This is a genomic window from Candidatus Omnitrophota bacterium, assembly GCA_030695905.1.
Taxonomy (GTDB): Bacteria; Omnitrophota; Gorgyraeia; order 2-01-FULL-45-10; family 2-01-FULL-45-10; genus CAZHPY01.
Genome location: JAUYOL010000001.1, coordinates 119723 through 142762 on the forward strand (window position 1 = coordinate 119723; position 23040 = coordinate 142762).

A 23040-nucleotide genomic window follows, 5' to 3' on the forward strand; every position below is an offset into this window, starting at 1 on the left:
TTTCTTATGAAGATAATATTTCTTGGCACAAACGGATGGTATGATACCGAAACAGGAAGCACGCCCTGTATTCTTATCGAAACGGTAGATCGGTTTATCGTTCTCGATGCGGGGTTTGGTTTTTATAAAGTGAAAAAATATGTAACTTCCAAAAAACCGGTTAGTCTTTTTATCAGCCATCTTCATTATGACCACCTGATAGGACTACATACGCTGCCCATCTTTAAACTGGACCAGGGAATAGATATTTACGCGAACAAAATTATAATGAAAGGGCTGAAATCTTTTCTCAAGAGGCCGTATACCTCGCCGGTCCTTCTGCTTCCGACAAAAGTGCGGTTTCATACGATCACAGGAGATGCCGATTCTCCCGTAAAATTTGAAACGGCAAGAATGCGCCATTCGGTTCCCTGCCATGGGTATAAATTTTATATAGAAGGCAAGACGGTTACTTATTGCACCGACACAGGATTATGTAATGGCCTGGAGAAGCTTGCCGGAGGCGCGGACTTGCTGATCACCGAATGCGCGATGGCGCCCGGAGATAAATCACCCAACATCTTCCATATAACCCCGGAGACCGCGGCGGAAGTTGCCGCGCGGGCCGGGGCAAAAAAATTGGCTCTGTGCCATTTCGATCCCGCAAAATATCCTACGATAGATAGCCGTAAGTGCGCACAGGACGTGGCCAAGGCTATTTTTAAAGAGACGGTTGCGACAAGCGATGGCATGGTTGTAGAAGTTTAAGCTAATAACACCGCGTCGGTGCACAATAAAATATGACTAAATTCAGAGATGTTCTCAAGGACCGCAACTTTTTCTGCCTTTGGCTCGCGCAGATAATATCAAACTTCGGCGACAGGCTGACACAGATGGCGCTGGTCGCGCTCATTTATCAGCGCACACCGGGAAACACGGTGGCGCTGGCCAAGCTAATATCCTTTACCGTTATACCGGTATTTTTGATCGGGCCCATCGCGGGAGCGTGGGTCGACAGGCTCAACAAGAGAAACGTGATGATAATTTCCGATCTGTTGAGAGGGATACTGATACTGACCATACCGTTCTTCATACTATCTAAACAGATAATTCCTATATATCTCGCGATATTCCTGGCGTTTTCCATCTCCAGATTCTTTATTCCGTCAAAGATGGCGATAATACCGGAACTCGTATCGAAAGACAAGCTTCTTGTGGCGAATACTCTTGCCGACACGACTCATATGGTCGGTAATGTGCTTGGGCTGGTGGTGGCCGGTATACTCGTGAATATAAGGTTTATCGGCGCGATAGGCGGGTTCTACATAGACGCGGCCACTTTTTTTGTTTCGGCGGCATTTATAACTATGATAGCGCAGAAAGAATTTGTTACGCATGTGGCCGAGGATATCAAAGTAACACGGAAAGCACTTGAAAACTCTATCCGCAAGTCAATATTCGAGGAGATAAAGGACGGAATAAGATATTTAATGCAATACAACGAAATGCATTTTATAGTCTACGTATTTTTTCTTCTTATGGCGGGCCTCGGGGCCATATCGTGCGTCGTAATAGTATTTATTCAGGAGTCTTTTGGTACGGCTACACTCGATCTGGGCTTAATAGGGCTTTTCCTGGTAGGCGGATTGTTGTTGGGCGCGCTCATCTACGGTAAGCTTGGCCAAAAACTGGAAAAGAAAAAGGCCATATTGATAAGTTTTATTACTACGGGTATAGCGTTGATGCTGTTTACTTTTTTTGTGAGGAAATGTCCCAACGTTCTTGTAAGCGGCATCCTATCAGGCCTTATAGGGATGGCCGCAAGCCCGATAATGACTTCTGTAAATACTCTTACACATGAGACTATGCCCGAAGAAGCTCGCGGCAGGACTTTCAGCTCGCTGGAAGCGGTAATACATCTGGCATTTTTAGTATTTATGTTTATGGCGGCTTATGCGGCAAAATACGTGGATAGGTTCTGGATATTGATAGCAGTAGGCGCTATATTCGCAATATGCGGTTTATTGGGCACGGTATTGAAGTCGAAAGATTAACGCTTTTGAAGGGTTATTTTGACTTGAAATCCCTGTCGTGCTTGCCTTTTTCAGCGGAGCAGACCCTGAAGTAGTTGCATACCGGGCAGCAGATATTCTCTTCTCCCTTTTCCCCGCGATACCATTTGGTTTCACAGGTCCAGTAGACCTGGCATGTTTCGCAGCAGCTCATCTTGGGATTGGGCATAGCTTTGAATCTCCTTCAGAACCTAAAATACATTATATGTATATAATTGTCAATAAAATTCGAAAGTGCAATAAGAATTCGCTTGGATTTTTTCTACCGATGATATATAATCTGCTTCATAATGGACCAGGCCGATAAACGTAAATCCGATCTTTATAAGTGGATCAAGATAGGCGGGCTTCTATCGTTTCTGCCGTTTGTGCTCGTTTCAGGGCCCATGGCGGGTTATTTTTTAGGAAACTATCTGGAAAAAAAATTCAACCTGCCTTTTTATGTATCGATCGCTCTTATAACGATAGGTTTCGCCGCAAGTATAAAAGAGACGATAAAAATAGTCAAAATGGCTTTGCGGACGCAGGAGAAGGCTTAAAATGCATCACGGTGAGATACCAAACCTTGTAACTATTTTAGCGGGACACCTTAAATCGGGCAATATAGCCCAGTATCTTTATCGGTGGGAAAATATAATATTTTCCGTAATAGCGCTTTCTATAATATCCATCGTAGCTTATTTGGCTTACAGAAAAATCAATTTAATGCCATCCAGGCTTCAGGGGGCTTTTGAACTTTTTGTGGCAGGCGTAGATGATTTTGTGTGCGGCATAATAGGCCATAAGGGCAGGCAGTACACGCCATTTATCGGGACGCTCTTTATATACATACTTTTTATGAACCTTCTTAGCTTAGTTCCTTTCATGAAATCTCCCACTACCAGTTGGTCCATAACGCTGGCGCTTGCCGTGGTAGTTTTTTTCTATGTTCAATATGCCGGAATAAAAGAACTGGGATTTTTAGGATATATAGACCATATGTTAGGCAAGCCCAGAGGCATAATGGCGATATCTGTTGTAATGCCGCTTATGATGCTGTTTCTCCATGTGGTATCGGAATTGGTGCGTCCGATAAGCTTATCGCTTCGTCTGCGCAGCAATATATGGGGAGACGACATGCTGCTTTCATTGATGGCGGGTTTCGGGATCAAAGGCATACCGCTGCTTTTATTTAACAGTGTGCTGGCGCTCCTTGCGTCAGTGGTGCAGGCTACAGTTTTTTGCCTTTTGACCACAATATACTTCGCGCTCGTTTTGTCGCACGAAGAAGAAGAGAAAATAGGGCCCCTAACATAGTAATAACAAAGGAGGTGACACATGGATTACAAAGCAGTTCTCGCGATAGGATTACCTATCGGATTGGGTATAGTAGGTTTCGGCTCCGCGATAGCGCTGGGCAAAGCCGTTGCGTCCGCGATGGAAGCTACCGGCAGGCAGCCAGAGGCATCAACGAAGATTTTGATAAACATGGCTACAGGCTGCGCATTTATCGAAGCGCTTACAATTTACGCGCTTGTATTTGTGTTTGGTCTTGCCGGGAAGATTTAATTAAGGGATTCGCTTAATGGAGCTATTAAAACTTTTAGACACCAGCCAAATAATCGCGCAGGCTATCAGTTTTCTCATACTGTTTTTTATATTGCGCGTTATCGTATGGAAACGCTTCCTTAAAGTTCTTGACGACAGGAAGGAAAAAATATCTTCCGAATTCAAGAGCATAGAGGACTCCAAAGATGAGGTTGAGCAGCTTAAATCGGATTACAAGGCTCGAATAGACAATATAGACGAGATAGCGAAGGTCAGGCTCGAGGAGGCGGTGTCGGAAGGTAGGCGCATAGCGGAGGAAATAAGAGAGAACGCCAATGCGGAGGCTCTGCAGATTATCGAAAAGACCGACGAGGCCATAAAGTCGGAGCTTTCCAGGGCCAGAGAAGAGTTTAGGGATGATATAGTGGATATAGCTATAACCGCTGCCGGAAAAGTTATAGAAGAAAAATTGACTGAAAGCGAAGACAAGAAGATAGTCGAAGATTTTTTAAAGAGGCTTGATAGGGCGACATGACCTTAATAAAAAGATATGCCGAAGGCTTTTTGGAATACGCTAAGGAGACTATAGGTTCCCAGAGGGCCATGGAAGAGATGAAAGCAGCGAAAGATGTTTTTCGCGACAATCCGGAGTTTAAAGAATTTCTGGAGAATCCGGCGATAAATTATATCGAGAAGTGCGGTGTTATAGACAGGACTCTTGCAACGAGTTTTTCGCAGGAGATGCGGAATTTCTTAAAGCTTCTTTTAAAAAAATCCCGGATAGATAAATTTTCTGAAATTGCTGAGTATGTCAGGATAAAATATGCGCATGGGGAAAAATCCAGTGCCTTGCTGTATACCAGTTATCTTATGGGCACCGAATTTTTGGAAAAGTTTAAAAATGCGCTCGAGAATAAATTGCGCGTGAAACTGCAGCTTTATGTAAATCTGGCTCCTGATATGCTTGGGGGCGTGCGTGTGATTTTCGGCAACAAGATATTGGATGGTTCCGTGAGGAAACGCCTTGAAGACGTAAAACGAAAACTATTAGCCGCAAAGGTGGCATAAAATGGAATTTAGACCGGAAGAAGTAACAGCGATAATAAAACTGGAACTCGAAAAATATAAGACCAGGCTCAGGATGGAGTCCATAGGCACCGTACTGCAGGTAGGAGACGGTATAGCGCTTGCCTACGGCCTAGATGATGTTATGGCCGGTGAGCTTGTTCAATTCTCAAGTAATGTCACGGGCATGGTATTTAACCTGGAAGAAGAGAATGTCGGTATTATTATATTCGGCGACGAAAAAACTATAAAAGAAGGCGATACGGTAAAGAGGACTTATAAAGTGGCCCAGATGCCGGTAGGCGAAGCGCTTTTAGGCAGGGTTGTCAACGCGCTTGGAGTGCCCATAGACGGCTTGGGCGAGATAAATACGCATAGATACCGGCCTATAGAGACCAGGTCGCCCACTGTTGTGCAGCGGCAGCCCGTCAAAGAACCTCTGCAGACGGGGATAAAGGCGATAGATTCTATGATACCGATAGGCCGCGGCCAGCGCGAGCTTGTAATCGCTGACAGGCAGACAGGTAAAACCTCTATAGTAATAGACACTATTATAAATCAGAAGAACAAGGGAGTGTATTGCATATACGTCGCGATAGGCCAGAAGATGTCAAATATAGTGGCCGTTACCGAGACGCTGAAAAAATATGGCGCGTTGGAATATACCGTTATAGTTAATGCCTCTTCGCGTTCGGCCGCGTCTTCACAATATCTGGCTCCATTTGCCGGATGCGCTATAGGAGAAGAATTTCTGCATACAGGAAGGCATGCCCTGGTCATATATGATGATCTATCCAAACATGCGCAGGCATACCGGCAACTATCGCTTCTTCTTCGTCGTCCACCCGGCAGAGAAGCATATCCAGGAGATATATTTTATCTTCACGCAAGGCTCCTGGAGCGCGCGGCTAAACTTACAGATGAATTAGGAGGCGGCTCACTTACGGCTATCCCCATAATCGAAACCCAGGCCGGAGATATAACCAGCTACATACCCACAAACGTTATATCAATTACCGATGGACAGATATATCTTGAAAGTGACCTTTTTTACGCCGGCGTCCGGCCTGCGATAAATGTGGGCCTTTCTGTTTCGCGTGTAGGCGGTAACGCGCAGACCAAGGCGATGAAACAGGTTGCCGGCAGGCTAAGGCTTGACCTTGCCCAATATAGGGAGTTATTGGCCTTTACGCAATTCGGCGCGGAGCTCGACAAAACTACACAGGCGCAGCTGATACGCGGCGAGCGCATGGTCGAAATACTAAAACAAGGGCAGTATGATACGCTGCCTATTTCAAAACAGATACTGATAATATACGCGGGGACCAACGGTTATCTTGATGACCTGCCCGTGGCGTCTATAAAGAAATTCGAAAGCGAATTCTACAAATATGTCGATAACCAGCATACCGACATCGCGATTGAGATCGAAACCAAGCACCACTTAAGTGAAGAGCTGATGTTGAGGCTTAATAGTATGATTGTTCTGTTTAAAGAAGAGTTTAAAAAGCAAAATAAATTATGACACAGGCCATTACCGGCATAAAGCTCAGGATGCGCAGCGTCGCCAATATCCGCAAAATTACAAGGGCGATGGAGATGGTATCGATGTCAAAATTAAACCGCGTAAGAGCGTCTCTTTTCGCGATGCGTAACTATTTTGGCAGGCTCGAGGCCATATTTAATGATTTCCTGGCGCATACGGGTTATACCGCGCATCCGTTATTTGAAAAGCGCCAGAATGTAGAAAAAATAGGGCTGTGCGTAATAACATCTGATACAGGGTTGTGCAGCACATATAACCAGTTAATTATAAGGGCCGCCGAGGCCTTCATATCGAGATTTCAGAAAGAGAATATAAAGATAGTGACGGTCGGAAAAGAAGGCTACCACCATTTTAAAAAATTGGGTTTTGACATAAAAAGTTCCTATCCGGAATTGCATGGCCGCTATCCCGGAAAGCTGACGGAGAAGATGGCATCCGATCTAATAAGTCTTTTTTTAAACAGGGAAGCCGATGAAGTGTACGTGGCATATACGCATTTCGAATCGACTTTACGGCACAGGCCAAAAGTGGAGAAATTCGTTAATATAGAATATAAAGATATAGGCTACGAGGATTACCTTATATTGGAGCCCGATATAAATGGTGTCGCGCAGGAGCTGGTCCCAAAATATTTATCCGAAAAGTTTCGGCTAACTCTTCTGGAGGCGCTTACGTCGGAGCATGCGGCAAGGATGTTCGCTATGAAGACGGCGACGGACAATGCGAATGAATTGATGGATACATTAACATTATTGAGAAATAAAGCGCGCCAGGCCGCGATTACAAAAGAGGTCATCGAGATTGCCTCGGGCGCGGAAGCTATGAGGGAGTAATATATGGTACAAGGCGAGATAATACAGGTTATAGGTCCGGTTGTTGATATAGTGTTTCCCGAAGGTGAAACGCCGCAGATCTTTGACGCGGTAAAAGTCGAGGATCCCAAGAATAAGATAGATCTTACCTTAGAAGTCGAACAGCTTACAGGCAATTATACGGCGCGCTGTATTGCTTTGGGTCCGACGGACGGTCTTGCGAGGGGTATGAAGGTCAGGGATTTGGCTTCTCCTATAACCGTTCCTATAGGCGAACAGACTATGGGCAGGATGTTTAATCTTTTGGGAGAGGCCATAGACGGAAAGGGCGAAGTGCCGTATCCGACTAAGAGGTCCCCCATACACAGGCTGCCGCCCTCATTTCAGGAGCAGGTCCCTGTATCGTCGATGCTTGAAACAGGATTGAAGGTCATAGATCTGATGGCCCCTTATCCTAAGGGCGGAAAGATAGGCCTTTTTGGAGGAGCAGGAGTAGGCAAGACGGTTATAGTAATGGAGCTTATTAGAAATATCGCCTCCGAACACGGCGGAGTATCCATATTCGGCGGGGTAGGCGAAAGAACGAGAGAAGGCAATGAGCTTTGGCTCGAATTGATCAAGTCGGGCGTAATAAATAAAACGGCGCTTGTTTTCGGAGAGATGAGCGAACCGCCGGGAGCGAGATTCAGGGTCGGGTTATCAGCGCTTACAATGGCAGAATATTTCCGCGATGAGCAGGGGCTCGACGTGCTTTTATTTATCGATAATATTTACAGGTTTGTGCAGGCAGGCGCAGAAGTTTCGACGTTATTGGGGAGGATGCCGTCAGCCGTAGGATATCAGCCAAGTCTCGCTACCGAGATGGCACAGCTGCAGGAAAGGATAGTTTCGACAAAGCGCGGTTCGATAACAAGTGTCCAGGCGGTATATGTTCCCGCGGACGACCTTACAGATCCCGCCGTTGCCACAACGTTCTCTCATCTGGACGCGCGGCTGGTCTTGTCGCGTCAGATATCCGAGCTGGGCATTTACCCTGCTGTTGATCCGCTGGACTCCACATCGCGTATAATGGATCCGAATGTTGTAGGAGAAGAGCATTATAATACGGCGCTTGGCGTCCAAAAGGTTCTGCAGCGCTATAAAGAGCTGCGCGATATTATCTCAATATTAGGTATAGACGAATTGGCGGAAGACGACAAGCTTGTAGTGTCGAGGGCCAGGAAGATCCAGAAATTTTTCTCACAGCCGTTTTTTGTCGCGGAAGCGTTTACCGGCATAAAAGGAAAGTATGTGAAGTTGAAAGATACTATAAAAGGTTTTCAGATGATAATCGATGGCAAGTTAGACGATGTGCCGGAGCAGGCCTTCTACATGGTCGGCGCTATCGAAGAAGCTATAGAAAAGGCGAAGCAGCTTAAGAATGGCTAAATTATTCAATCTTAGCATAGTCACTCCTAATAAAACGGTATACGAAGGCAAGATTTCATCTTTGACCGCTCCGTCGAAACTTGGCTATTTAGGGATATTGGCTGACCACGCGCCTCTTATAGCGATACTCACCGGCGGCAAGATAGCTTTTAGGGAAGATTCAAACGAACAAAAGGTATTTAATTCTAAAAGCGACGGCCTTCTGGAAGTAATGAAGAATAACGTTACGATACTTTTAACGTCATTTTAGCATCAGGCCCAGTTGCAGGAAAAGAAGCAGATGGGCGAGCGCAAGGCCCGGTATAGCGATTGCGATTCCCGCCTTTAACCATTCAAGAAAAGATATCTGACATATTTTGCAGCGTTCAAGGTGTCCCACGGCCACTATATTTGCGGTACTGCCTATTATCGTAAGGTTCCCCAATATAGTTGATCCGAAAAGAATTGCCCACCATAGAGGGAATACATCCACGCCCATAGAGCCTATATCTTTTATTATGGGTATAAAAGTGGCGACCGCCAGCACGTTATCCATGACGGCTGTAAGCGCGCCGGATGTCCACACACATATGGACATCAATAGCGGAATATTTTTCCCCGCGGAATCCACTATGTTCTTTGCCACGACGGATGTTATACCCTGATATGTCAATGTGCCCACGGACGCGAATAGAAAGAGAAAGAACGCAAGCGTCCACCAATCGACCTTCCTCTCGACTATGTCGCGGGCCTGTTTGCGCCCGATAACCAATACTGTCGCAGCTCCGATTATAGACGTTCCCAGGAGCATTGTGTTTTTTGCGAGGCCCAGCAGATGCTCTATCTGGTGGTGCAGCACAAGGCATACGATAACGCAGGCAAATACCGCCCCGGCTATAATGGTATCCCTTGGCATCACTTTCTTTTCCGGTATAGCTTCCTTTATAGCTTTTTCTCTTTTGTGCGCCTGCATGGCGGCATGAAGCTCTTTTATCGGTTTTGAGTAATATATAAAGAAAGCGGCTATCGTCGCCAAAAGGACTATGATGGATATTGGCGTAGCCCATCTTATGAAGTCCATGAACCCAAGAGAACTGCGCAAGGCTATTATGACGCCTATAGGGTTACCTACTACTGTAGCGCTTGAACCTATGTTTGTGGCGAAGACTACCATTATAATAAAAGGGACGGGGTTTAATTTATATCTGCTTGTTATGTTGAGCATCGCTGTTATCATGAAAAGGATACTTGTGACTTCGTCGACCAGCGCCGCCGATATGCCGGACATAATAAGCATTAGTATTATAAGGCGGTTCCCATTCATACCTACCAGCGATATTAGTTTATTTACCAGGTGTTCAAAAAATTGTTTTTCTTCCAGGTAGCCGACTATTATCATCATGCCTATTAAGAATAATATTATATCGACGTTAGCGAATTCGATAATATGGGGCACATCCAATAATCCGGCGACCATAAGTATTCCGACGCCAAATAGCGCGAAGGCGAGCCTGTAGCTCCAGAAAAATATTGCGCCGAAAAATATCGCAGAAAATCCGCCTACGGCTATGAGTTGTTTAGTGGTAAGGCCTAATGTCGAGGATGCGAGGACCGTTAATATCAGCCCGGCTGTATAAAGAAGCGCGTTTCTCATTTATTTTCCCATTCCTTGAGATTTATGATAACATACGCACCTGGTCATAACAAGATTTTTTTGTTGAGCGATATAAGTTTTAGGTGTATATTATATATACTAAAAAGCAGGGGTAAAAGTATGGTAGAAATAAATAGTGAAAATTTTAGCAAAGAAGTACTCGGCTCGGAAAAAGTTGTCCTTGTGGATTTTTGGGCGCCATGGTGCGTGCCCTGCAAGGTTATCGCCCCGACAGTCGAGAAGATAGCCCAGGAGCACGGCGCGAGAGTAAAAGTAGCCAAGGCAAATGTAGATGACGACCCAACATTGGCGACGGAATTATCTATATTTAATATCCCGACGATAGTATTTTTCAAAAGCGGCAAAGAACACTCCCGCCTGATAGGCGTAAATACGAAAGAAGCCATAGAGGCTAAGATAGAGAAGATAGCAAGCGAGGAGTAGCGTGAACATCGCAGTTCTTTGTTCCGGCAGCGGGACCAACCTTCAGGCAATAATCGATAATGTTAAATCCGGTTATATACCCGCGAAGATAGCGTTTGTCTTAAGCGACAAGCCCGACGCGTTCGCGCTGGAACGTGCCAAAAAATCCGGCGTCGAAACTACCGTATTAAATCCCAAAGATTATAAAACCCGCGAAGAGTTCGATAAAGAGATCATAAAGAATCTAAAGAAGCAGGATGTGGGGCTGGTGGTATTGGCGGGATTCATGAGGCTATTGAGCCCGTATTTTATAAAGGAGTATAAGAACAGGATAGTAAACATACATCCGGCCCTTTTGCCGTCTTTCAAAGGCACGCATGGTATTAAAGACGCGTTGGATTATGGGGTAAAGGTCACGGGCGTTACGGTCCACTTTGTCGATGAGCATCTCGACAACGGCCCGATAATTTTACAAAGAGCCGTTGAAGTAAAAAAGGACGATACCGAAGAGACATTGTTGGAACGTGTTCATGGTGAGGAACACAAAATTTATCCGGAAGCTGTAAAATTGTTTGCTGAAGGAAGGTTAAAGATAGAAGGGAGACGAGTAGTAATAAAATGAAGACAGCGATTAAAGATGTAAAGGCAAGGCAGATATTAGATTCACGCGGAAATCCTACGGTTGAGGTTGATGTAATTTTAGAGGATTCTTCTTTTGGTCGCGCAGCGGTTCCCAGCGGCGCTTCTACAGGCGAGCATGAGGCTGTAGAATTAAGAGACGGCGATAAATCCAAATATGGCGGCAAAGGTGTTTTAAAAGCCGTAGCCAATGTAAACGGCGAAATAAAGAAAGCCATTAAGGGAAGCGACGCCTTAAAGCAGGGCGAGCTTGACCAGTCACTGATAGATTTAGACGGCACTCCGAATAAAGCACGCCTGGGCGCAAACGCGATTCTGGGCGTATCGCTCGCGGTGGCAAAGGCGGCAGCGGCTTCCAAAGGTATGCCTTTATATAGGTATATAGGAGGAGACAAGGCAAACGTGCTTCCCATACCTATGATGAATATCTTAAACGGCGGCGCGCATGCCGATAACAACGTGGATCTGCAGGAATTTATGGTAATGCCGGTCGGCGCCGATTCATTTTCCGAGGCATTGCGCTGGGGCGCGGAGACTTTTCATAGTTTAAAGAAGATATTGCACGATAAAAAGCTATCCACTGCCGTAGGAGATGAAGGCGGATTTGCTCCGGATCTTAAATCTAACGAAGAAGCCATAGAGGTGATCTTGGCCGCTATCGATAAGGCGGGCTATAAAGCCGGCAAAGACATATTTATAGCTCTCGATCCGGCATCAAGTTCATTTTATGAGAACGGTAAATATATATTGGAAGCCGAACCAAAAGTCCAGAATTCAAGCCAGGACATGATAGAGTTCTATTCCAGATGGGTTTCCAAATATCCCATAGTATCTATAGAGGACGGTTTAGCCGAAGACGACTGGGATGGATGGAAGAAATTGACGGAAAGGTTAGGCAAGACGACACAGCTGGTCGGAGACGACCTTTTCGTTACAAATGTAAAACGTTTGAGAATGGGCATAGAGAAGAAGGTCGCGAATTCCATTCTTATCAAGGTAAATCAGATAGGCACATTATCGGAGACGCTCGATTCGATAGATCTGGCGAAAAAGCACGGATATACTGCGGTAGTATCGCATCGATCAGGCGAAACCGAAGATACCACTATTTCACACCTGGTCGTTGCAATGAATACGGGCCAGATAAAGACCGGCTCTGTCTGCAGAACCGACAGGATATGTAAATACAACGAGCTTTTGCGTATAGAGGAAACTCTCGGTAAAAAAGCTGTGTACGGTAAAGCGGTGTGGAAAAGAAGAGTTTAATAAAAATATCGGTATTTACCCTTATCCTTCTGGCGATATTTCTTCCCCCTTTTATCAGATATCAGCAGCTGTGCTGGAAGAGTAAGTCGCTCGATAACCAGGTAAAAGCTTTAAGGGTCGAGACTAAGAAGTTGGAGGCCGAGAAGCTTAGGCTTCAGACCGATATTACGTATGTCGAGCGCAGAGCCCGCGAGAAGATAGGGGTAGTCAAAAAAGGCGAGATTATCCTCAAGGAAACACCCGCAAAGAAATAGTTGCAATATCCTTTTTTTCTGTTATAATGATACCCACGGTGCGGGGTGGAGCAGCCTGGTAGCTCGTCGGGCTCATAACCCGAAGGTCGTCCGTTCGAATCGGACCCCCGCTACCAACATCTCAGCCTCACTGCGACCACCTTGTTATCGACGGGGGGTAGGTCTTGCGAGGCTTCGTTGTATCTCCCCATTATAAAAACACTCTCTCCCTTGCATTTTCCTTAACATGTGGTATACTTCAGTAAGGGTAAGATAGAACAATAGGCGTAAAGCCTATCAAGGCTTTACGAATTTTTTTCGTCCCTTAATAAAAAGGTTTAATAATGGGTTATAGAGTGGGAGGGTTAAAACATGAAATGTAATAACTGCGGTAAGAAGCTTGATGAAGTCGATTGCTCATGCCACTGGTGCACGTTCTGTGGTACGATATTCGATGTCAATGCGTACAATTCTTCGGATAGCAAAGATAGGGAGTAGAACATAAAATAGTTTATAGATCATCTGTAAATAGGGCGCCATTTAATGGCGCCCTATTTTTTCTCATAACCGTTTTACCCACCCGGTGGGTAAAACGGTTTACTTTGTTAAGAATGTAAAAATCTTGTAAATTTCTATTGACTTAACGCATTCCAGATGATATACTCTTTCTTACTATTTTTTAAATTAACAATAAACCAAAAATATTAACGGAGGTTTTTGTAAAATGAGAAATAAAATTGCGTTTAAAATTATTTGCGTCGTTGTTGCGGCGCTATTTTTATTTAATGACATCTGCTTCGGATTAGGCACGCAACCAGGATCGACCCAGCCTGCTACTAAAAGTGATATGTATGCTGCCGGCCAGAAATTATTTGCTGAAAAAGTGGGTCCCGGCTCGATAGATTGGGACAGGGCTAATCCGGCTACTTTCGCCGGGTATCTCCCTAATGTTCCAAGTATCCACTTTGTTAAAGCAGATTATAATAATCCGCCCAAAGGCTGGGAAAATAATCCCATGATGCAAAAAACAGACCTCATAGAAGCGTTTAAATATTTTAGAGATAATGAAGCAAAAATCCCTGCCGAGTATCTTGATATAAGAGAAGGATGTTTCCCAGTGAATGAAAAAGCCGGCGAGCTTCCGATTTCCCGTATTGAGGCTACGCAAGAAGCAGGGCGCATAAAATATGTTCTAATCATTCATACGAAGTTCGTGCAAATGTGGAATCATATAAGGGAGAATGATGTATGGTACAGGGATGATGAATTTGGGCCAGCCAATCGGACGATGAGTGTGGCATGGGGGATATTTTATCGCCTCGCTAAGCATGAAATGGGTGATCTAAAGAAGGCTGATTTATCGCGAAAGGGCGGGGGACATATTTCATTTGGTTCTAATGGTGATGATTACTTCAAACGGGTGCTGGACGTAGCGCGAAATGAAGACATTGCCAATTCAATAAAAGGAGCTTATTGGTTTCATAACGACGCAATATGGATGTGGTTTTTAGCATCATATTGTTTTAACAATAATACCAGATACAATAACTCGTCCCTGCGCGAAAGGATGAAATATATCTTAGGAAGTTATGGCTCGCGTCTCAGTGGCGGCATCTTTAGCGACTACACGCCGGGAAGATATCTCGGCGATGAATTTCCATATTTCGAGTTTGAGCGTAGGTATCTGCCTTCGGATAAAGAGCATTTTTATGATTTAGCAGCTTTAATAAATTATCATTTCTTTGGAACGATGCCTGATTTCAGGGTCCCGGAATTCCACATTGCTCCAAAATTCATAAGAGAATACAATGAGCGTGAAGCATTGCGCAAATCCGCGGGCATCGTAGAAAGACCTATGTATGCTACGGGCACTTCATATGAAGATGAATTTAAGTTTGCAGCAAGCCTGACAGGAGATGTTAAAACATATGCAAAGATGGATTTTGCCGCTTTGCGAAAGTATGCAGAGAGCGTTGGTGTCAAAGTAGGCAGTGCTGACAAAGATCAAATAATAAGTCTTTTGGTAGTGCATAAGTACAGGCTTATTCCCGGCATGAAGGTGATAGTAAGGAATGCCCAGGGAGCAGAAAAGATAGCAACTTACAATGGAATCGACCTAAAACTTAGGAAAAGAATTTCAATATCACCTATCAATAAGCCAGATTTAAAAGCCACATTGGAAGGAGTTGTTGCCTATAGGGTTTTAATATTCAAACTCGTTACGAACTTATCCAAAGATCCGGATTTGCAGGCAGGCGTAAGAATACTGGTTAAAGCCAAAGGGAAAAATCCCGTAGAAGTTATTTATGAAGGGATGAGTAGCGGCAAGGAGCCATTATTTTCATTGCCTAATAATCCGTCGAAGAAGGGGCCCATACCCACGCTGCACGAATATGTAATCATAGGTAAAGTTGTTGAGGCAAAGCCCGACTCCCAGCCCCAGGCTGAGAATTTACAGGCATCTCCTACGGCTGAATCTGTGTCCGCCCCAAAGACAGAAAATCCCATGGAACTTGTTAAAAACGCGCCGGTCGATACGACAGATTATTATGTACGACTTAAATTACAGCAAATGAAGATCATCACGGATTTTCTGCGGCTCCACGTCCAGTGGAATAGGAAAGAAATTAGGAGCTTATTAGCGGAAGTCATCCTCTTTAATGGTAATGAGGGCACGCGTGCCAAATTAGAAAAGAAAGTTTATGAAACTTTAGGTAAAGGCGCTGCTGTAACTGATTTTCTCAAACTACATTTATCTGCGGCTCAAGTTAAGTCGCCCACTGTTCAGTGGCTGTCTCAATCGACAGTTACGACACCAAAAACTGCCAAAAAGCCGATTATCATAGAGGCGCAGGTACTGCAGGAAATGAAAATAACAAAACAGGATATATCAGGCGCCGTTAGGAGCAAGAAGGGCTATATAGCTGTGGCTACAAAAAGAGGAATCTTTGTTTTGAATTCCCAGGGCGCTATTATTAGAAAATTGATAAATGCGGGATGGGGGTGGAGGTTTAGCGAAGAAGGGGATAGCATTGTAGCTATAAGCTCTCCCAGCGGTATAGTTGCGCTATTTAATCTGGATGATCCGGTGTCCAAGCCGATCCTCAGCGAGAATCAGGCAATGCCTGCCTCTCCTTCGATTATCAAGTTTGTTGGTTTAGACATTTATATGATTAATGGAGGGGGAAAACAATATAAGTTTTCCAAAAAAGGCCCAAATTTAGCATCAACGAAACTAATGAGTATATCGGGAGAAGAGTTAAAGCGGCAGATTAAGGAATACGAGGCGGCACGAGCCGAGGAGCTTTGCCCCGTTGAAATATCGGTTGCGGCGACACCCAATATAACGGGCGCCGTTACCCACCCGGTGGGTAAATACGGTAATGTGCCGGATGGAGGCGAGTCGATAGATGTAGTGCAGAATCGCGCGATGACGATGTCCGCGGTCGAACTCGTGGACTACGTAATGGAAAGCAGTATCGGTGATGCGCAAGCCGTTCAAATTGTTGATAAATTGGTCTCCAAAAATGAAATAGTGAAGCTGGCGGAATTCTTCACAATCCTGGAAACAACCCTCTTCGACGGGGGAAAGGCTAAAAATATCGCACTTACTACGGAATTTGTAAACGGCATTAACAATAACCTAAGGCAATTAGGCGATAACAATTTCGTCCTGAAATTTGTCGTAGAGATGATAAGGGCACGGCTCAAATACCAGTGGTGGGTCCCCTCGGATGCCATAAAAGTTATAACGTTTTCTAAAACAGTGCAGGAAAAGATAGCCAGGCAAGGGCAATTCCATTTAATAGATTACTGTCTTGCCTACAGAGAGGTGCGTAAATCCCATCCAGAATTCCTCCTTAAAAGACTTAGCGGGAAAAAACTTAAAGTCGCCGCGTTTATAGATCTTTATGAAGGGCATGATTCTCTTGTAACAGCAGGCCTACTTGAACCAATTTTCATTGAAAGCCTGGATCCAAAACCCGGCGAAGAATATATATTCAGTTTGAGTCTGGCCGGTAAGTACGCCATTGGTATATTAAGAACTGCTGCAGGAGAACCGGACGCGGTGGCAAAAGTTAGGTTGGCGACTGGGCAGCCTGTGCATAATAAGACAAGGGGCGTTTACGGGTCGCTGCTTACAATAAAAGATCGCGCGATGATAATGTCCACGGCCGGGCTTGTAGATTGCGTGATGAAGAGCAATATCGGCAATCTGCTGCTTGAATCGATTATTGTAAAACTGTTCGATGAGCGGATGATAGGTAAGTTGGCGGAATTTCTTGTTGGACTGAAAGCGGCTGTTGATAAAAGCGCCGATACAAATAAAAAGCCTATTCTTGCAATTGCCGAAACAATGGTCGACGGCATAAGAGAATCGCCAGCGGTTAGCATAGGCCTTATCAGCCAATTAGATAGTGAAATATCGCGTCTATCCGGCGAAGTGCCGCGGATATTACCATCAGCCTTATTGCAGGCGCCGGAATACCCGAATGGCCCACGCTTTGTTAGAGTTGTTAAATTTTCCCTGGATAATGCCGGTAGAGAACTTTTCCAAAAGTATGAATATAGGATTTTTAGAGATGGGCGAGTAAAGTTAACAGGCTTAAATTGGCAAGGCCGGGCCATAGCTTTAGAGGAGCTTCAGGAGAATAGGATCCCGCCGGAAGTCGCGGAAATAAGGGATATTATTCGTAAAGAGCCGGCACGGCGCTGGTTATTGGTGGAGCCGCAAAAAGGCGTCAGGGTCGTCGTCCTTTCTATCGATAAAGCTTATTTGCTGGCGAATCCTGAAGGCCGGGGCGATATTAATATTACCAATACCCTGGACCCAATGACAGATAGTCGCCTCGTGCCATTCGTGAATCAGATCAAAAAGCATCTCACTTTGTCTGCAAAAGCCACGCGCTTGGTGAACCAGAAACGGCTGATAGATATTATAGCGTCATACCTTATTAAGCAGAAAATAGATTTGACGGCTCCGCATTATGATGACAATTCGCCCGCGGCAATAATTACCGAAGTTGGGCATAGGATGTGTAATTACGTAGATAAAGTTATCGAGTGGCGCATATTAGGAGATGGCACTTTACCGAGCGAAGAAGACTTAGGTAAGATGCCCCTGCATAGTGATAAAGAGGATCGCGCTGTGAATATCCATCCCGCATTGGATTCTTCGATACGCATTGAGACTATTAATATAGTAGGGCAAGCTGCCGACATCCCTGATTCGGCAATCGCAAATAGGCCGAAGGAATCAACAGTAGATCTTGAGAAATTGGCCGAAGAACTGCCTGTATTAAGATATGACGCGATTTCGCGTGCCTATGGAAAAGATTTTGGGACACACCAGGAATTATTTGCGAATCAAGTTATCGAAGAAGTCCGTAAGCGTCAGCAATCCGTCGCAGAAACCAAAACAGCCGATACCGTGTTGCCTCCAAATCCATACGGCCCGGGCCGTCCGAGATCTATGACGCCCCTGCCGGAAGGTCAACCCGAGCCGGTTGCCGCGCCGGAAGTGGAACCGGAAGCACAAGCTACGCAAGCGTTTTCATCCACCCGGACACATAATAAGTTACAAACTAAGGCAATACAAATCTATCAACATGTAAAAACAATCGCCGCTACCAATCCCCTAACTGCGGAAAGCCCTTTGATCGAATTGGCAAAATATGAGTCACGGCTCACCCACAGAATCGAACGCATCGTGAGGACTTTAAAAGTTAATAGTATCGGAGAGCTTCAGAAAAAAACGTTAAGCGAACTTTTTGGAAAGTGGAATATCGGAGAGAAGAATTTGGTTAAAATACAATTAACGCTTATTGCCAACGGTCTGAAGCCGTTAAAAACAGGATATCCACGCGATAGCCGCTGCAAGCAAATTTTAAACAGGGTAAATCGAGCGGTTCTCATTCAGGTTGCTTCGGCCCCTGAGATGGTAAAACCTGAAACACTGGAAGCAGTGCTTGCGACTAATTACTATTGTCTGCTTTCACCCGCTGAAGTAGTTATTATAAATAGTAAGGCAGAACACTATGGAGGCAACGCCGGAGTTCGCAATCTCATGGCAGGCGCCAGGTTAGGCAACGTTACGGCTCAAGAACTTGCAGCTGCCCTTAAAATAGATGTAGGATTAGCGGACGCGCTTATAACGCAACTCAAGACCCCTCTTATGATGGCTGCACCGGAAGCAAAGCAAACAGCGTTTACTATTCCGTCGGATCCTTTCAGGGTAGTGCCCGTTGGGAATCATCGAATCGTACTCGATGATTCCGGCGATAACATAGCCGTAATTGATAATACGGGACAACCTGTTAGAGGGCTGGAAAAACTGGATGCGAGTACTGGCTTCGCGCAGATCTCCGATGCGCTTATCGTGGTCAGGGATAGCAAGTATAGCCTAACAGTATATAATGTCACAACAGGTAAAGCTGTCCCGGGAATGGAAAGTCTGGATGCGCGTAAAGGTTTCGGGGTAATATCCGCCACGCTCATTTGGGTCAAAAACAGCGACGATCATCTAACCGTGTACAACGTTATAACAGGTAAAGCTGTTCCCGGAATGGAAAGTCTGCACGTATATGGTGATCCACAACGAATCTCCGATATGTTTGGTCGTCCAGTATCGGGAAGCCCAGCCTCTGTCGGAACGAGCGGTTCTTTTAGGCGGATAGGCCATGTACACCATATGAGGCCCTATGCGAATGACGGCGGAGAGGTACCAGCGGTGGCGCATGAAATCATCTCTGAATATATTGTGTGGCTTGGGCTTGATAAAGATCCGGCATCAGAAGCACTGCCTGTTTCCGAGTCGGAGCGCCTTTATAAGACAGTCAATCTTCTTCATGAAAGCAAGATCGAGCTATTTGTGCCGCAAGGTCTCAGGCTTACAGAAGATATGAAGAAAGCGTTGAAAGATGTAGGCAAGAGAGGGCATAAGAGCAATGTTGAATGTAGAGAGTACTCGAACGAAAACCATTTGGCTCAAATGCTTAAAGAGCCTGTAGAAGCAGGAACGGGAAGAATGACCCTTATAGAAGACGCCCAAAAGAATAAGATGCAGTGGGTGGCCCAGACTTTTTCGGAGGCTTTCAAGACCAGCAGAATGCTTACCATATCTCTTCCGAATAATTATGGAAATATGGACTCAAAAGAGAAGACAGTTTTCCAGGCAAAATTTATAATGATAGCCATCCTCGGAAGACTCTTTGAAAAAGGTAAAACGCCGATGGTGGAAGCGCTATTAAGCGATATGCTTAAAGGATGCCTCGATCTCGATGAACCAGCGCGCGCGGCATTTATCAATGAATTAGGATTGTCAGATGATGAAGTCGCTATTCTATCCCCCGAAGATTTTATTAGGCGCATTAGCCGATTATTAGGTACGCCTCTAAAGTTAGTGGAAAGAATAGGTCAAGAGATCAGGTTAATGAAGAACTTCTGGATCGCGGCGTAAACTGTCGCCTATTGATATGTATGACCTTAGCGGGGGGGAAGCCGTTGAAATATGTAGAAGAGGCAATGGAATATGCGCCGATATTCTCCGCGTATAGGTAATCGCCTATTTCAAGCTCCGGCAGATCTTCGGCGACGGATATGGTGTCAAACGCGTCACAAGTCGGCCCGAAGACAGCGCATACTTTTAGAGGGCCGTCTTTGAAAGACTTCAGCGGATACTGGCAATGGTCGAATACTATCCCGGAAAATGTGTGGTAGACTCCGTCATCCAGATAATAGCATGTCTTACCGTCGCGCACAGCTTTTCCTATTATCTTAGTTACGAGAGTTGCGGCATTTGCCACCATGAAACGGCCGGGCTCGGCAAGTATTTCCATTGTTTTGGGGAAGAGCCTGTCTATTTCGGTATTTAGTTTTTTGGCGAGTGTTTTAAAAGATTTTACCTTGTTATTGTATTTGACCGGGAACCCTCCGCCTATATCGAGTATATTTATTTTATGTCCCCTGGACTCGGCCTCTTTCAGTATTGAGGAAGAAAGCTGTAAGGCCTGCATATAATTTTCGAAATTATTGCACTGGCTTCCTACGTGAAAGCTTATGCCCTCGACCACAAGGCCTATCTTGAACGCTTCAAGTATAAGATCGACAGCTTCGCCGGGATGCGCGCCGAACTTCGAAGATAATTCAACCATCGAACCCGTATTTGGCACGCGTATTCTCAATACGAGACCGGCGTGCGGGCAGTGCTTTTTTATCTTGTACAGCTCATCGATATTATCGTAAGTAACCAGAGGCTTGTATTGATCCAGCTTCTGAAGCGTCTCTTGCTGTTTTATTGTATTCGCGTAGATTATCTTATCCCAGATCCAATCCTGCCTTTTCTTTTTCGGCATACTCTTTATATTTTCATACGCTATCATGAATTCAGGGAAGCTCGCGACATCGAAACTGGCGCCCATCCTGTACAGGGTCTTTACTATCTCCGGGTTTGAATTCGCTTTGACGGCATAGTAGGCCTGGACGCGCGGCAGAGCTTCTTTAAATTCTCTGTAATTCTGCCGTATCTTTTCATGATCCACTATGAACGCGGGCGTGCCGTTTTCTTTGGCTATCTTTAAGAGCTTGTCCATATTAATCCTTGAAGAGGAAGTTATTAAAACACCAGATGTTCTTTTTATCAAGATACGCGTGTGGGTTCTCTTTGAAGAATACCCTGTAATTTTTTAATGGCGTCCAATCGCTCGCTTCCGACGCGAGACGTCCCAGATACGGTTTTGCTATGCCAAGTATATGGTCATACGGCAGGTCATCAGGCACACATACGCCTTTGTGAGGATTTTCTATCATCCACATTATGGCGCCCACTACTCCTATCGCGACCTGCATAGTCGTAGCGTTCTGGTGCGGTATCAATTTTCTAGATTCTTCTATAGTCAATATGCTTCCGGTCCACCAGGAGTTGTATTTATGCCCCATAAGAAGCGCGCCAAGTATATCCGCGCCGCCCGTTATTTCGTCATCCATTATCCTTAAATTCGGCTGAAGTTCGTAGTTGCGCCCGCGCAATTCCTGAAGGCTTGAAATAGTCTCGTGGCACGGCATATACGCGTAGTGGACGGTCGGCCTGTAGACAGCTTTACCGTTTTTCCAAACGGTGAGTTTGTCGGAAATGGTAAATGCTTCACCGTGGCGGATGACCATGCCTATTATCTCCATATTTGGTACCCAGCTTCTTACCCAGGTGTTCATGCCCATTTGAGACAAAAATACCTGATTTCCCGGTCCATAAGGAGGAGTGTTCGCAAGATGAGGGAGGGTCTTTTCATGCGTGCCCCAACCCATCTCCGCCGGAGAAATGCCCTCTTCTCTTAAGCCTTCAATGCTCCATGTTCCCACAAATTCGTCGACTTCCTTGGGTCTGGAGGTGATCTGCGTGTCTCTTTCGCTGCAATGTATTACTTTTATGCCGAGCGTCATCGCCAGATTGGAGTATTTTCTCTCACGCAGAAGTTTTTCCAGCTTAGCGGCTTCTTTTTTCGGCGTCGTTTTGTCATGGATTGATTTTTCGGCGATATCTACAATGCCTTTTTTGGTGAAATGCGAAATCAGGCCCGGGTTCGCGCCATGGTCCACCACGGCTGTTGTGGAATCATTCGTCCACTTGGCGAGCATGTCGCGTAATATCATATGGCGATAGTATAAAGATTTTTTAAACGGACTTTTATTGTGGATGCCCGCGTAAGGATCCCATTCCTCAATGGAAGTATTTACATATAGCACTTTGTTGTCATGGCACCATGTGAGGATGTCATTACAGCTTATATTCCACGCAAGGTCTATAAGAAGCCCGCCGGCGGAAACGTGCCTGGAAAGAACCTGCGCTATATTTATAGGAGTGATCTTTTCCTGGAAATATCTTACGCCTTTCTTTATCCATGGCTGTAGTTCTTTGCGTTTATCGGCGAAATCGATTACAGTGATATTTTTATGCGGTATCTTTACGTGTTTCAGCAATATGGGAATAGTGCATTTAGAAACGGAACCATACCCCAGTATCAAAACTTTATTCTTAAACTCCAACATTATATTACCTCCAGTTGCGCACTATTCTACATTGAGATTAGTTGCATGTCAATATCACTAAATAAATTCCTAAAAAATTTATCCTTCTATGCAGGCGGTTACTTTGGCGGCCGCCTTCCGCCTGGCATTCAAACCTAAGCCTTTAGTTACGGTCAGCACAAGCCACCTAAATAGATGTGTAAGATAGCCATGTATAGGTGGTAGGAAAAATGTTACCCTTCACTTCGTTCCGGGTCGGTCTTTTGTTCTGTCGAAAAACGGGGGCCTGCGGAACTCGGCCCTTTTTAACCGTTTTTCTTCTTCACAAAAGACCTAACATTTTTATTGTGCTTCCCATAACCGTAGGCTTAGGTTTATATATCTACCCCCACAC

At 45.1% G+C, this 23040-nt stretch carries 21 protein-coding genes and 1 tRNA gene; 18 read left to right on the top strand and 4 right to left on the bottom strand.

Annotated elements, in window-relative coordinates:
* Positions 1–6: 6 nt before the first annotated feature.
* The gene (locus Q8R38_00660) at positions 7–747 is read left to right on the top strand and encodes a ribonuclease Z (protein MDP3790543.1); all 741 of its coding nucleotides are present in this window, start codon (positions 7–9) and stop codon (positions 745–747) included.
* Between the two features lie 32 nt (positions 748–779).
* The gene (locus Q8R38_00665; GenBank protein MDP3790544.1) at positions 780–2033 is read left to right on the top strand and encodes an MFS transporter; all 1254 of its coding nucleotides are present in this window, start codon (positions 780–782) and stop codon (positions 2031–2033) included.
* A 13-nt stretch (positions 2034–2046) separates the two neighbouring features.
* Here the strand turns inward: Q8R38_00665 and Q8R38_00670 are convergent, their stop codons facing one another.
* On the bottom strand, positions 2047–2220 hold the full coding sequence (locus Q8R38_00670; GenBank protein ID MDP3790545.1) for a hypothetical protein: 174 nt from the start codon (positions 2218–2220) through the stop codon (positions 2047–2049).
* Between the two features lie 121 nt (positions 2221–2341).
* Here Q8R38_00670 and Q8R38_00675 point away from each other — a divergent pair, with 121 nt between their 5' ends.
* Genes Q8R38_00675 through atpC form a run of 9 tightly spaced genes read left to right on the top strand, consistent with a single transcriptional unit; the run spans position 2342 to position 8679 of the window.
* Positions 2342–2590 (top strand): AtpZ/AtpI family protein, encoded by a 249-nt coding sequence (locus Q8R38_00675; protein ID MDP3790546.1) that lies wholly within the window; start codon positions 2342–2344, stop codon positions 2588–2590.
* A 1-nt stretch (position 2591) separates the two neighbouring features.
* Positions 2592–3347, top strand: a complete 756-nt coding sequence (gene atpB / locus Q8R38_00680) for a F0F1 ATP synthase subunit A (GenBank protein MDP3790547.1) — start codon at positions 2592–2594, stop codon at positions 3345–3347.
* Positions 3348–3368: 21 nt separating this feature from the next.
* Positions 3369–3599 (top strand): ATP synthase F0 subunit C, encoded by a 231-nt coding sequence (locus tag Q8R38_00685; protein ID MDP3790548.1) that lies wholly within the window; start codon positions 3369–3371, stop codon positions 3597–3599.
* Positions 3600–3615: 16 nt separating this feature from the next.
* Positions 3616–4113 carry a F0F1 ATP synthase subunit B gene (atpF, locus tag Q8R38_00690; GenBank protein ID MDP3790549.1) on the top strand — a complete coding sequence of 166 codons (498 nt, stop codon included), beginning with the start codon at positions 3616–3618 and terminating at the stop codon, positions 4111–4113.
* A complete protein-coding gene (gene atpH / locus Q8R38_00695; GenBank protein ID MDP3790550.1) occupies positions 4110–4646 on the top strand; it encodes an ATP synthase F1 subunit delta in 537 nt (178 codons plus the stop codon). Before atpF ends, atpH begins: the two co-directional genes overlap by 4 nt.
* A 1-nt stretch (position 4647) precedes the next feature.
* On the top strand, positions 4648–6168 hold the full coding sequence (gene atpA / locus Q8R38_00700; protein ID MDP3790551.1) for a F0F1 ATP synthase subunit alpha: 1521 nt from the start codon (positions 4648–4650) through the stop codon (positions 6166–6168).
* On the top strand, positions 6165–7022 hold the full coding sequence (gene atpG, locus Q8R38_00705; GenBank protein MDP3790552.1) for an ATP synthase F1 subunit gamma: 858 nt from the start codon (positions 6165–6167) through the stop codon (positions 7020–7022). Before atpA ends, atpG begins: the two co-directional genes overlap by 4 nt.
* A 3-nt stretch (positions 7023–7025) precedes the next feature.
* Positions 7026–8429 (top strand): F0F1 ATP synthase subunit beta, encoded by a 1404-nt coding sequence (gene atpD / locus Q8R38_00710; GenBank protein ID MDP3790553.1) that lies wholly within the window; start codon positions 7026–7028, stop codon positions 8427–8429.
* Entirely contained in the window at positions 8422–8679 is a 258-nt protein-coding gene (gene atpC, locus Q8R38_00715; GenBank protein MDP3790554.1) for an ATP synthase F1 subunit epsilon, read from the top strand. The genes atpD and atpC overlap by 8 nt, the downstream gene beginning before the upstream one ends.
* On the opposite strand, the gene Q8R38_00720 is transcribed toward atpC, so the two are convergent.
* Positions 8671–10062: an SLC13 family permease gene (locus Q8R38_00720; GenBank protein ID MDP3790555.1), complete on the bottom strand. Its 1392-nt coding sequence runs from the start codon at positions 10060–10062 to the stop codon at positions 8671–8673. The two genes, atpC and Q8R38_00720, sit on opposite strands and share 9 nt — an antisense overlap.
* 120 nt (positions 10063–10182) lie before the next feature.
* Here Q8R38_00720 and trxA point away from each other — a divergent pair, with 120 nt between their 5' ends.
* From trxA to Q8R38_00755, 7 genes are all read left to right on the top strand, one after another.
* Positions 10183–10506, top strand: a complete 324-nt coding sequence (trxA, locus tag Q8R38_00725; GenBank protein MDP3790556.1) for a thioredoxin — start codon at positions 10183–10185, stop codon at positions 10504–10506.
* 1 nt (position 10507) lies between these two features.
* Positions 10508–11107 carry a phosphoribosylglycinamide formyltransferase gene (purN, locus tag Q8R38_00730; protein MDP3790557.1) on the top strand — a complete coding sequence of 200 codons (600 nt, stop codon included), beginning with the start codon at positions 10508–10510 and terminating at the stop codon, positions 11105–11107.
* Entirely contained in the window at positions 11104–12390 is a 1287-nt protein-coding gene (eno, locus tag Q8R38_00735; protein ID MDP3790558.1) for a phosphopyruvate hydratase, read from the top strand. The genes purN and eno overlap by 4 nt, the downstream gene beginning before the upstream one ends.
* A complete protein-coding gene (locus tag Q8R38_00740; protein MDP3790559.1) occupies positions 12372–12644 on the top strand; it encodes a septum formation initiator family protein in 273 nt (90 codons plus the stop codon). The genes eno and Q8R38_00740 overlap by 19 nt, the downstream gene beginning before the upstream one ends.
* A 39-nt stretch (positions 12645–12683) precedes the next feature.
* Positions 12684–12760, top strand: a tRNA-Met gene (locus Q8R38_00745).
* A 235-nt stretch (positions 12761–12995) separates the two neighbouring features.
* A complete protein-coding gene (locus tag Q8R38_00750; protein ID MDP3790560.1) occupies positions 12996–13121 on the top strand; it encodes a hypothetical protein in 126 nt (41 codons plus the stop codon).
* A gap of 226 nt (positions 13122–13347) precedes the next feature.
* Positions 13348–20082: a hypothetical protein gene (locus tag Q8R38_00755; GenBank protein MDP3790561.1), complete on the top strand. Its 6735-nt coding sequence runs from the start codon at positions 13348–13350 to the stop codon at positions 20080–20082.
* Here Q8R38_00755 and Q8R38_00760 read toward each other — a convergent pair.
* Together Q8R38_00760 and Q8R38_00765 are read right to left on the bottom strand one after the other, a co-directional pair.
* Positions 20048–21214, bottom strand: coding sequence for a type III PLP-dependent enzyme (locus tag Q8R38_00760; protein ID MDP3790562.1), 1167 nt, complete (start codon positions 21212–21214; stop codon positions 20048–20050). The two genes, Q8R38_00755 and Q8R38_00760, sit on opposite strands and share 35 nt — an antisense overlap.
* Position 21215: 1 nt before the next feature.
* On the bottom strand, positions 21216–22667 hold the full coding sequence (locus Q8R38_00765; GenBank protein ID MDP3790563.1) for a saccharopine dehydrogenase C-terminal domain-containing protein: 1452 nt from the start codon (positions 22665–22667) through the stop codon (positions 21216–21218).
* Positions 22668–23040: the final 373 nt, after the last annotated feature.